Origin of the sequence: Nocardia sp. JCM 34519.1 (assembly GCF_020361265.1) — a bacterium.
Taxonomy (GTDB): Bacteria; Actinomycetota; Actinomycetes; order Mycobacteriales; family Mycobacteriaceae; genus Nocardia; species Nocardia arthritidis_A.
On sequence record NZ_JAIRBR010000010.1, the window covers coordinates 216,756 to 230,260 of the forward strand.

Sequence of the window (13,505 nt, forward strand, 5' to 3'; positions counted from 1 at the left end):
TCACCGACCTTCGAGCCGGGCCTCGAGGATCGCCGCGATTTCGGCCGCTCGGTCGGCGTTCAGCATGCCGGTGTGCCATTCATCGATCGATATGTGTTCGATCCGTCCCGTGATGTGCGCGCGCCAGCTTTCCGCGAGCCGGTCCCGGTCGGATTCGCGGGCGGCGGTGAAGAGCAGGGCGTCGCCCGCGAAGCGTCCCGGAACGTATGGGACCGGCCGCGAGAAACTTTCCAACACCCGTTCCACCTGCGTGGACGACAGCAGTCCGGCCCGGCTGATCCGGTCGCCGAGCAGCGCGTAGAACTCCGCCAGATCCTCGATCTCCGGCACGTCGTCCAGGCCGAGGGCGTCGCGCCAGCCGCCGAGTATCCGCGCGGCGGCGGTCGCGACCTCGCGCCGCGTCGGTTCGGGCGCCTCCGCCGGACCCGATTCCGGACTCGCGTCGACGAGCGCCAGCAGGCCGACGGGATGCCCCAACTCCTGCAGTCGCACGGCCATCGCATGCGCGATCTGACCACCCAGCGACCAACCGACCAGGTTGCATCGGATGTCCGGGAACCGCGCCAGGATCTCGCGGACGTACCGATCCGCATATGCCCCAACGGATTCCGGCCGCGGCTCGGCGGCGACGATGTACGGGTCCTGCAGCCCGTAGACCGGGCGGTCCGGGTCGAGCTGTCCCGCCAGGGCCCCGTATACCCAGGCCAGGCCGCCGCCCGGATGCACGCAGAACAGCGGCGGCCTGCTGCCCGACGAGCGCAGCGGCGTCAGCACGCCGAGCGAGATATTCGGCCCGTTCTCCATGGCCTTCGCCAATGACGCCGGTGTCGCATCGGAGAAGAGCTCACCGTATTGCAGTTGTCGGCCGGTCCGGGAACGCACCAGCGAAACGACCTGTATCGCGGTGAGCGAGTTGCCGCCCAGCGCGAAGAAGTCGTCGTCGGCGCCGACCCGTTCGACGCCGAGCACCTCGGCGAAGACGGCGGCCACGAGTTCCTCCGCCGCCGTCGACGGCGCGCGGAACACCCGCGGCGTGCGTTCCGGTTCGGGCAGTGCCCGCCGATCGATCTTTCCGCTGCCGGTGAGCGGCAGGTCGTCGAGTACGAGCACGACGTCCGGCACCATATAGCCCGGCAGCCGCTCGGCCACCGACCGGCGCACGGCGGCCGGATCCAGCTCACGTCCCGCCACGTAACCGATCAGGCGCACGCCGTCGTGGATCACGGCCACCGCCTGTTCCACGCCCGCGACACCCGCCAGCGCGGCCTCGACCTCGCCGAGTTCCACACGCTGCCCGCGCACCTTCACCTGCGTATCGGATCGGCCGACGTATTCCAGAACCACCGCGCCCGAACCGGATTCGTCGACGATCCAGCGCACCAGGTCACCGGTTCGGTACATCCGGCGTCCCGGCTCGCCGAACGGGTCGGCGACGAACCGCGACGCCGTGGCCCCCGCCCGGCCCCGATAACCCCGTGCCACACCGGAACTCGATACATAGAGCTCACCGACCACTCCGGCGGGCACCGGACGCAACCATGCATCCAGTGCGACCACGCGCACACCCGCGATCGGGCCACCGATATCGATCGGGCGTCCCGGAGTCAGTCGCGCACCGGTCACCCAAATGGTGGTCTCGGCCGGACCGTACAAATTGTGCACCCGACGCAAACCCGCACAATCCGTACCCACCCACCGCGACACCACCTGCGACGAACACCGATCACCACCGGTCAACACCACCCGCAAATCATCCAAACCCACCGGATCCACCGTCATCGCCACCACAGGAGTCAAAAACGCATGCGTGATATGCCGGTCGCGCAACAGATTCCGCAACGGCTCGCCGCCGTACACATCGGGTGGCGCGATCACCAGCGCCCCGGATCCGGTTACCGCAAGCAGCAATTCCAGGATCGCCGCATCGAAGGTCCGCGCGGCGACACCCAGTATCCGCGAATCGGCGTCGACCGCACCGCGATCCAGGTGATCGGCGACCACGGAGGCCAACCCGGCATGCGTGACCTCGACGCCCTTGGGCTGTCCTGTCGAACCCGACGTGTACACCACATACGCCGTGTTCTCCATCCGCAACCTTCGGTCGGTCAACGGAGTTCGCGCACACCGTTCGATCCGGTTCGCGGTGGCGGGATCGTCGAGTACCAGCCACGAAAGCCCTTCCGTAGGAAGCGCCGCACGATGGCTGTCCATCGTAATCCCGAGCAGCACTCCGGAGTCGGCGCACACGAATCGATTGCGCTCCAGCGGATGCGCCGGATCCACCGACAGGAACGCGGCCCCCGCCTTGGCGATCGCCCACACCGCGACCACCCATTCCACCGACCGCGGAACCGCCACCGCGACAACCGATTCCGGACCTGCGCCGCATTCGGTCAGGTAGCGCGCCAAGCGGTTCGAGTGCTGGTCGAGGTCCCGGTAGGAAAGCCGCCGATCATCGTCGAATACGGCCACCCCATCCGGGTTCGCGGTCACGGCGGCCGCCAGCAAGCTCGGGAGCGTCACATCAGGCGTGACGGCTCGGTGGTTCCGACCCCATTCGTGCAGTTGCGCGCGTTCGGCTGTCGACAGGGTTTCGATATCCCGCAGCGGGACAGTGGGATCGTCGGCGATCGCCGCCAGTACCTTCCCCAGCCGTCGCGCCAGCGACGCGATGGTGGTCGCATCGAAAAGGTCTGCGGCGTAGCTGATCCCGACAGGCATCGCGCCGTCGCGATCAGGTGCGTCGGTGAGGGTGAACGTCAGGTCGAAACGCTCGGTGCCGGTGTCGGCATCCGCGGGCGTCACGCTCACCCCCGGCAGTTCCAGACCGGCCTGATCCAGGTTGTGGAAGGCGAGCATCACCTGGAACAGCGGATGGTGCGCCTGGCTGCGCGGCGGATCCAGCGCCTCCACCACCTGCTCGAACGGCACCTCCGCATGGGCGAACGCGTCCAGATCCACCGCGCGGATCTGTTCGAGCAATTCGGCGAACGACACCGATTCGTCGACTCGGGTTCGCAACACCACCGTATTCACGAACATGCCGATCAGGTCGTCCAGCAGTGCCGATCCGCGACCGGAAACCGGTGTGCCGATGGCGATGTCGCCACCACCGGACAGTCGGGACAACACCAGCGTCAATGCCGCGTGGAAGACCATGAACACCGTCGCGCCCCGTGCACGCGCCAACCGCCGCAGCCCGGATACCACGCTCGGTTCGATCGCGAAGCTGTACCGCGCGCCCCGGTGGGTGGCGACGGCGGGGCGCGGCCGATCGGTCGGCAGTTCCAGCACCTCGGGCAGATCCGCCAATCGGCCGGTCCAATACCGGATCTGCCGCGCCAGCGGCGATTCGGCATCGTCGGCCGAGCCGAGCAGTTCCCGCTGCCACAGCGTGTAGTCCGCGTACTGCACCGGCAGCGGTTCCCAATCCGGTTGCCGCCCAGTGCATCGCGCCGTGTACGCGGTAGCGAGATCACGGGCCAGCGGAGCCATGGAGAACCCGTCGGCATTGATGTGGTGCACGACGAGCACCAAGACGAATTCACGCCCGTCGTCGATCGACAGCAACCGCATCCGCAGCGGGACACGTTCGGCCACATCGAATCCTTTTGCTACCACATCGGAAACCGCTGCGGCCCAGTCATTTTCGGCTACCGATGCGGGAGCGAGATCGATATCGGCCGCGTCCGCCAATTCCTCGACCGGAACCACCGACTGGAACGGCACGCCGTCGATATCCGGATACCGCGTCCGCAGTACCTCGTGCCGCGTCAGCACATCCCATACCGCCGCCGACAAGGCCGCGACATCCAACGCACCGGACAGGCGCAGCACCAGCGGGATGCTGTAGGCCACCGATCCCGGCGCGAATCGGTTCACGAACCACATCCGCTGCTGCGCGAATGAGAGGGGCACCCGCGCGGGCCGGACCCGGGGACCCAGCGGCAGTCCCGGCGCGGCACCGGCGCCAGCCACCTGCGCGGCCAGCTCGCCGACGGTCGAGGCATCGAATACGTCGCGGACCGCGATCGCGACGCCGACCCGATCCGACAGTCGCGCCGACAACCGAGTCGCGGACAGTGAGTTTCCGCCCAGCGCGAAGAAGTCGTCGTCGATGCCGACCCTTTCCACCCCGAGAACCTCGGCGAATACGGTCGCGACGAGTTGCTCCAGCGGGGTCGACGGCGCCCGGTAATCGGCCTGCGCGAACACCGGTTCCGGCAGCGCCGCCTTGTCCACCTTTCCGTTCACCGTCAGCGGCAATTCGTCGACCGCCATCACCAGGTCCGGCACCATATATGCGGGCAGCCGGGCGCCTATGTGTTCGCGCAGCAACCTGCCGAGAGATACTGGGCCGCACCATTTCTCATGTGGTCGCAGCACATCCGTCGTACCGTGGCCCCGATCGAGATTCCGGCGCAGCGCGTAGACGAGGTACAGGCCGGTGCCGGTCATATTGGGCGAAACGCGATTCGCGACTTCGAATCCGTGTTCGCACAACAGCTTTTCGACACACGCCAACCGGTCCTCGACATCATGGACCTCGAGCACCATCCGATCGATCAACGACCAATGACACGGCTCGATACCACGCAACGCATCCAACTCACTACCCTCCACATCGATCTTCAGCAGATCGATGTGATCGATCCCGTATTCGCGGATGATCTGCGACAAGGTTCGAACCGGCACCTCGATGTGCTCGCAGCGCAGTCTGTTCTCGATCAGCTGCTCGAGTGAGCCGAGATCATCACTGTCCGTGTGGGGTTCGTGCTGGATGAAGGATTCGAGGAGGTCGCGCTGCACGCTGCGGTCGGTGCCGCGACCGGACAGCATCGACATCTCCGGGTAGTAGGTGAAGGTATCGGTGGTCGATTCCGCGCCGACCGCGTAGGGCACCAAAGTCGCGTCCAAATCGTGCAGTGCCGAATTGGCCTCGTACATCCGCCTGAGCTCCGGCATCGGCTCGACCGCATAAATTTTCACGGCCGGTGCCATCCGTTTCGCATAGATCGAGAACATGCCGATATGCGAACCGAGATCCACCACACAACCCGACTCGGGCATCGTCATACCGGCGTGGCAGTACTCCGCGCGTTCGAAGATCTCCTCGTACAGGAATTCGACATTCGACCGGTTACGGCCGACCACCGGCATACCGTTCGGCAGCTCGTGCAACTCGTGTGCTTCGATCACGCCATCGCGCTGTAATTCAAGGCATTTCAGCGCTGCAGGTGCGATGTCGGGGTCGGGAACCGCGTACGCGATGAGCTGTTTGGCCGGGGAACCGTCCGGCATCAGGGTGTCGCGGGCCGTGACTACGGCGCGGGCGACAGCGTCCTCGGCCGCGAGGACGGCCTCGATCTCGCCGAGTTCGATACGGTAACCGCGGATCTTGACCTGCTCGTCGGCGCGGCCGACATACTCGAGCACACCCGTCTCGGTCCATCGCACCACGTCACCGCTGCGATACAACCGGCTGCCGGTCGGGTCGAACGGGTCGGCGACGAAGCGCGACGCGGTCAGGCCCGGCCTGCTCAGGTATCCTCGCGCGACCTGATTACCGGCGACATACAGCTCGCCCGCGGCGCCTATCGGTACCGGGCGCAGCCACGAATCCAGCACGTACACACGCAGATTCGCCAACGGCACACCGATGGGGCTCACACCCGGATCACCCGACCAATGCTCCGCGGCGAGCACCTGTTTCGTCACATGCACGGTGGTCTCGGTAATGCCGTACATATTCACCAGCACCGGACCAGGCCGCCCTTCGATGGGCCGCCAAGCCTGTAATCGGCTGGGATCCAACGCCTCACCGCCGAACACCACCATCCGCAGAGCCGACTCCGCACAGTCGCACCCGGACTCCAGCAATGCGTAGAACGCCGACGGCGTCTGGTTGAGGATCGTCACGCCCTGCTCGACAACCAGATCCCACAGTTCGGCAGGCGAATACGCCACCTCACGCGGCACCACCACCACACGACCACCGTGCAGCAGCGCACCCCAGATCTCCCACACCGAAAAATCGAACGCCTGCGAATGACACCACGCCCAAACGTCATCGGACCCGAATTCACACCAAGCTTGCGTCCCGTCGAACAGCGACACCGCATTCGCATGAGTTACCGCAACACCCTTGGGGTTACCCGTCGTACCCGACGTATAGATCACATACGCCACGTTCTCCGGACGCAACCTGCCCGAATCGACGGGCCCGTCCGCGGAGTCCGTCAGCTGATCGATACGCAGACACGCTGTGCCGCCGATGAGATCGGTTGTTGTCTCGTCGACGACAACGAGTCGCGGTTGTGCGTCCGCGACGATATAGGTGAGCCGGTCGGCGGGCGCTGCGGGATCGAGCGGCAGGTAGGCCGCGCCGGCTTTCAGCACCGCGAGTAGTGCGGTGATCAGATCGATGCCCCTCGGCAGCGCCACCGCGACAATGCTTTCCGGCCCAGCGCCCTGTGCGGCAAGTGCCGACGCCAGGCGATGCGCACGAATATCGAGCTCTCCGTAGCTGATTCGTTGTGCTCCGGAGATCACCGCGATCGCATGCGGCGTCCGGGCGGCCTGCCGATCGAACAGATCGACAAGGGTCGCACCGGAATCGATCGGGACGGCGGTGTCGTTCCACTCCCGCAGCAGGCGCTCGCGTTCGCCCGCCGACAGCTGCTCGATCTCGCGCACGGGCCGTGCCGGGTCCTCCGCGATGGAGCCGAGCAACTGTTCCAGGCGTCCGGCGAATGCGGTCATCGCGGCGGAGTCGAACGCCTCCGGCCGGTATTGCAGACGGATCCGCAGTGTGTCCTGCAGGATCATGGTGCAGGTCAACGGGTAATGGGTGGAGTCGGCGGCGACCACCTCGGTGACTTCCAGGTCGCCCTCGCCGGTGATCCGCCGGATGTGCTGGGTGTCAACGGGATACGACTCCAGCACCATCACGGTGTCGAACAGGCTGTCGTAGCCGGTGAGTTCGTGGATCTCGGTCAGGCCGAGATGCTGATGGTCGAGCAGCGCGGTCTGCTCGCGGTGCAGCCGAGACCACAGCTCTGTGACGGTCTCGGCCGGGTCGAGCCGCACCCTGGCCGGAATCGTATTGATGAACAATCCGATAGTTCGCTCGGCAGCAGGCAATTCACCCGGGCGCCCGGATACGGTGGCGCCGAAAACGATATCGGTCCGGCCGCTGAACCGCGCGATCATCATCGCCCACACCGACTGCAGGACAGTGTTCACCGTCACTCCGGCCGCGGCCGCAGCCGCCGTCAGCCGTCGGGTGCCCGCGCTGTCGATCGTGATCGACAGATCCACGACCGTACCGGACGCGGCGGTGTCTGCGATAAGGGTGGGTTCGGCCCCGGCGAGGGCCTTTGCCCACGCCGCCTCTGCCGCCTCCCGATCGCGAGTTGCCAACCACGCCAGGAAGTCTCGATACGATCCCGGTTCCGTGTCGGTGGCACCGGCGTAGCCGGTGAACAGATCGGTGATCAGCAGCGGCAGCGACCAGCCGTCCACGATCGCGTGGTGGTACGTCACGATCAACGCCCAGCGACCGGCGGCCAACTGGGCGACGGTGAACCGCAGCAGCGGCGCGGTAGCGAGATCGAACCTCCGGCCCTTCTCGGCCGCGGCCAGCTCGCCCAGCGGGCCGTCAGGATCGCGATGGCCCGCGAGATCGATTACTTGCCAAGGCAGTTCGAGGTCGTCGCCGATCACCGCGACGGTCGCGCCGCTGCCGGTGGTGGTGAAGGCGGTCCGCAAACCGTCGTGCCGCGTCAACAGCGCCGCTGCCGCCGCGTGCAAGCGTTCCGGGTCGAGCTCGCCGGACAGGTGCAGAACGACCTGTGCGGCATAGGAATCGGTTGCGGCCAGTTCGGCGTGGAACAGCATTCCGGCCTGCAGCGGGGTCACCGGCCACACATCGGTCAGTGCCGGGTAGCCGCGGTCCAGCGCGGCGATTTCCGGCCGGCTCAGCGTCACCAGCCCGAAGTCGGATGGGGAATGTCCACCGGCACCGGGTTTTTCGGCGTGTTCGGCGATCGCGGTCAGTATCCGCGACCACAGCCCGGCCAGTTCCGCGATCGCGACGTTGTCGAGGAGTGTGCGGGGGAACCGGAACGTGGCCCGCAGCCGGTCCTCCAGCACTATCGCGCTCACATCGAGCGCCAGGGTTACCGGCACGTCCGGATCCGGCGTCACCCGCAATTCCCCCAGACCGCCGTCGAGACCGCCAGCGAGATCGGCGGTCGAGACCCGGCCGAGATAGTTGAACCCGATGCGCCCGGGCATCCGGGCAGGCAACAGATCCGCGGTTTCCGGGTTGAGGTAGCGCAGCATTCCGTAGCCGATGCCTTTGTCCGGGATCGAACGCAGGGTTTCCTTCACCGAGAACACCGCCGCCGCAACCGCATCACCACCGGCGGCCACGTCCGCGAGATCGATACCGGTCAGGTCGAAGCGGGCCGGGAACATCGTGGTGAACCAGCCCACCGTCCGCGACAGGTCGGCGCCCGCGAGCACCTGCTCCTCACGGCCGTGTCCCTCCAACCGAATCAAGACCGACGGCTCGGTGATTCCCTGCCGCTCGCGCCAAATCCGCAGGGCCACAGCGAGTCCAGCGATCAAGCCATCGTTCACGCCACCGTGGAACACGGTCGGAACCCGGGTGAGCAACGACCGCGTCACCGATTCCGGCAGTTCGACTTCGAGCTGATCGAGCGTTGCAGCGGTGTCGATCTCCGGATCCAGTTCCCGGCCACCCAGCGCCGGATCGACACCCGACACCATCGACCGCCACAACCCCAACTCCGCAACGCGAGTCGGGTCCCCGGCGGCAGCGACCAACCCGTGCGCCCAGCGCCGCATCGATGTGCCGACCGGAGCCAGCACCGGCACCGCGCCCGCCCGCGCCTGTTCCAGCGCCGACAACAGATCCGGAACCAGCACCCGCCACGACACACCGTCGATCACCAGGTGATGCGCCACCACCACCAAATATCCCGGCGTGTCACACCCGGCGGCGTCCAGCCAGACGAACTGCACCATCACCCCACCGGCCGGAGCCAACCGGCCCAGCGCGGAATCCAGTGCCGCCGCAACAAAACCGGAGTCGAGGTCGACGCCCGGATCGATTGCGCGACGATGCAGCACGCCGGGCGTCGATTCGCCATCCGGCGGCGCGACCACCAACGACCATTCCCCGGAATCATTGCGCCGCAACCGGGAACGCAACATGTCGTGCCGCGCCATCACCGCGCGCACCGCCTCGGCCATCTCGGATTCGGCGACGGCTTCCGGTAACCGCAATACCACATGCTGGTCGAACCGATCGAATCCCTTACCCCACTCCACCATCCACCGCGCCACCGGCAACAGCGGCATCTCCCCCACACCGCCACCGGCCAATTCGGCCAAACCACCGGGCTCATCGGTCAGGCGCGCATGCGCCGCCAACCGGGCCGGGGTCCGCTGCTCGAACACATCCCGCGGGCCGAACACCACACCGAGCGCTCGCGCCCGGGAGACCACCTGGATCGAGACGATCGAATCTCCGCCCAGCGCAAAGAAATCCTCGTCGACACCGATCCGCTCCACCCCGAGTACCTCGGCGAAAACCCTCGCCACGATCTCCTCTACCGGATTCGACGGCGGCCGGAATGCCCGCGGGCTCGATTCGGGTTCCGGCAGCGTCCGACGATCGATCTTGCCACTGCCGGTCAACGGCAATTCATCCAATACCAGCACCACATCCGGCACCATGTAGCCCGGCAGCCGCGCACCCACCTGCCGCCTGATCTCCGCCGGATCGACGGCATGACCCGGTGCGGCCACGACGTACCCGACCAACCGGACACCGCCGCTGCCGGAGGCGTTTTCGGCGGTATGCACGATGACGACGGCCTGCTCGACACCGGTGACGGCGGTGAGCGCGGCCTCGACCTCCTCCGGTTCCAGCCGCTGCCCGCGCAGCTTCACCTGGAAATCGGATCGGCCAACGTACTCCAACTCGCCTGTGCCCGAGCCGGTTTCGTCGACGGTCCAGCGGACCAGATCACCGGTCCGGTACAGTCGGCCGCCCGGCGCGCCGAAGGGGTCGGCGACGAAGCGGGCCGCGGTCAGCCCCGCCCGGCCCAGGTACCCGCGCGCGACACCGCGTCCCGATACGTAGAGCTCACCGACCACTCCGACGGGCACTGGGCGCAGCCACGGATCCAACACCACCGCGCCGACACCCGTGATCGGGCCGCCGATCCGCACCGGCCGGCCGGGCGCGAGTTCGGCCGCCGTCACCCAAATCGTGCTCTCCGCAGGACCGTACAGGTTGTGCACCGTGCGTGATCCCGACGCGTCGGTGCCCGCCCACCGCGACACCAGTTGCGGTCCGCACCGGTCGCCGCCGGTCAGCATCACCCGCAGATCGTCGAGACCCGCCGGATCCAGCGACAGCGCCACCGACGGGGTGAGGAACGCATGGCTGATCCGCTCGGCGCGCAACAGCTCCCGAAGCGGCTGTCCCCCATACACATCCGGCGAGGCCAGCACCAACGTCGCACCACCGGACAGTGCCAGCAACAGCTCCAGGATCGCCGCGTCGAAAGTCCGCGCGGCGACGCCCAGCACCCGTGAATCGGCATCGACGGCACAGCGACGCACATGATCGGCGACCGCAGCCGCCAACCCCGCATGCGTGACCGCCACGCCCTTGGGCTGCCCGGTCGAACCCGACGTATAGACGACATAGGCCGTATTCGCCACCCGCACCGGCCGATCCACATTGGTCGGCGCGCACTCATCGAGCCGTGCCGCGACCGCCGGATCGTCCAAGACCACCCAGGTCAGGTTCTGATCCGGTAAAGCGGGCCGTTGCGCTTCGGTTGTAATGCCAACTCGCACACCGGAATCGGCGCATACGAATTCGTTCCGCTCGATCGGGTGGGCCGGATCCACCGACACGAACGCGGCGCCCGCCTTCGCGATAGCCCATACAGCCGACACCCACTCCAGCGATCGCGGGACCCCGATCGCCACCACCGATTCCGCACCCACCCCGTACCGAATCAACAACCGTGCCAATCGGTTCGAGTGTTCGTCCAGCTCCCGGTACCACATCGACCGGGTGCCGTCGATCACCGCGATACCGTCCGAACCCGCAGCCACCGCCGCGGCCAGCAGATCGGGCAGCGTGACCGAATGCTCGACGACATCGTCGTCCGCGGTTCCGTTGCGACCCCATTCGCGCACCAGCCGAATTCGCTCGGATTCGGGCAGCGCGTCGATATCGCGCACCGACGAGGCCGGGGCGTGCGCGAATGTCCGCAGCAGCCGCAGCATTTGATCGGCGAGCCCGTCGATCGTGGCCGCATCGAGTATCTCCGGCCGGTACTGCAATCGGATTCGCAGCGTATCCCGCAGCATCGCGGTACACGTCAGTGGATAGTGGGTGGCATCGGCGGCGGTTATGCCGGTGATCGCGAGATCGCCGCTGCCGACGGTGTTTTCGATGCTGTCGAAATCGATCGGGTACGACTCGAGCACCATCAGGGTGTCGAAGAGGCCGTCGTGGCCCGTCAGCGCATGAATATCGCGCAGCCCGATGTGGTGATGGTCCAGCAACGCGGCCTGCTCGTGCTGGACGCGGGCCCACAGCTCGGCGACGGTCTCGCCGGGATTCAGCCGGATCCGGGCGGGAATCGTATTGATGAACAGTCCGATAGTGCGCTCGGCGCCGGGCAATTCGGCGGGACGCCCGGAAACCGTCGCGCCGAAGACGATATCGGTCCGGCCGCTCAGCCGCGCGACCATCATCGCCCACGCCGATTGCAATACGGTGTTCACCGTGACCCCGGCGGCCGCGGCCGCGGTCATCAGCGCGCGAGTATCGGCACCGTCGAGCGCGATCGATCGCTGCGCCACCGACGGTGTAGCGCCCGTCGCGTCGCTGCCGATCAGGGTGGGTTCGACGCCGTCGAGAGCATCCGCCCATGCGGCGAGGGCGGCGTCTCGGTCACGAGTTGTCAACCACGCCAGGTAATCCCGGTACGAGCCGGGCGCGGTGTCCGAATGCCCGCCCGCGTATTCGGTGAACAGCTCGGTGATCAGCAGTGGATAGGACCAGCCGTCGAGGATGACATGGTGGTTGGTGATGATCAGCGCCCAGCGATCGCCGCCCAGTGCGGCGACTGTGAAACGCAACAGTGGCGGCGTCCCGAGGTCGAAAGGCCGCGCCTTCTCCCGCGCCGCCAGCTCGTCCAACCCGGCCGCCGGATCGGCAGTATCGCTGAGATCGACTATTTGCCAAGGCAATTCGACGCCATCGCAGATAACCGCAACGGTCGTGCCCGCGTCGGTCGTGCCGAACGCGGATCGCAAACCCAGGTGACGTCGCACGAGAGTTTCCGCCGCCGCACGCAGGCGCGGCAGATCCGGTGCGCCGGACAGGTGCAGAACCAGCTGCGCGATATAGGCATCCGCCTCCCCGCCCGCCAGGTGGGCATGGAAGAGGAGTCCGGCCTGCAACGGGGTCACCGGCCATATGTCGCTCAGTGACGGGTAGGCGCGGTCGAGCGCGGCGACTTCCGATCGATTCAGCTCGACGAGTTCGAAATCGGATGGGGAATGCCCACCGGCGCCCGGTGTTTCGGCGTATTCGGCGATCGCGGTCAGCACCCGCGACCACAATTGCGCCAGCGCTTCGACCTCGTCCGGATCGAGCAGGGTACGCGGGAATCGGAAGGTCGCGCGCAGCCGCTCCTCGAGCACGATCGCGCTCACGTCCAGCACGGTTGTTACCGGCATGCCGGGATCCGGCGATGCGTGCAACTCGCCCAAGCCGCCGTGGATCTCGGCCGCGCCGGTATCGGCGTTAGTGATTCGGCCGAGGTAGTTGAATCCGATGCGCCCGGGCATCCGGGCGGGCAACAGATCCGCGGTTTCCGGGTTGAGGTAGCGCAGCATTCCGTAGCCGATGCCCTTGTCCGGGATCGAACGCAGGGTTTCCTTCACCGAAAACACCGCGGCCGCAACCGCATTCCCACCGGCCACTACCTCATTGCAGTCGATTCCGGCCAGATCGAAACGGACCGGGAACATCGTGGTGAACCAGCCCACCGTCCGCGACAGATCCGCACCGGCGAGAACACTCTCCTCACGACCGTGGCCCTCCAACCGGATCAACACCGACGCTTCGGAGACTCCCGCCCGCTCACGCCAAATCCGCACCGCCACAGCCAAACCCGCGAGCAGACCATCGTTCACGCCACCGTGGAACACCGTCGGAACCCGAGTGAGCAACGACCGCGTCACCGATTCCGGCAGCTCGAGTTCGAGCTGATCGAGCGTTGCGGCGGTATCGATCTCCGGATCCAGTTCCCGGCCACCCAACACCGGATCGACACCCGACACCATCGACCGCCACAACTCCAACTCGTCAACGCGAGCCGCTTCGGTCGCGGCGGCGGCCAACCCGTGCGCCCAGCGCCGAACCGAGGTTCCGATCG

Annotated in this window: 1 protein-coding gene (only partly in view); it reads right to left on the bottom strand. The window is 66.8% G+C overall.

Annotation, left to right across the window (positions count from 1 at the left end):
• On the bottom strand, positions 1–13,505 hold the 3' portion of the coding sequence (locus LGY53_RS24720) for a non-ribosomal peptide synthase/polyketide synthase (protein WP_225729083.1). Its footprint extends 15,724 nt past the window's final position; only the last 13,505 of its 29,229 coding nucleotides appear in the window; its start codon lies off the right edge, out of view — the gene reads right to left on this strand; its stop codon occupies positions 1–3.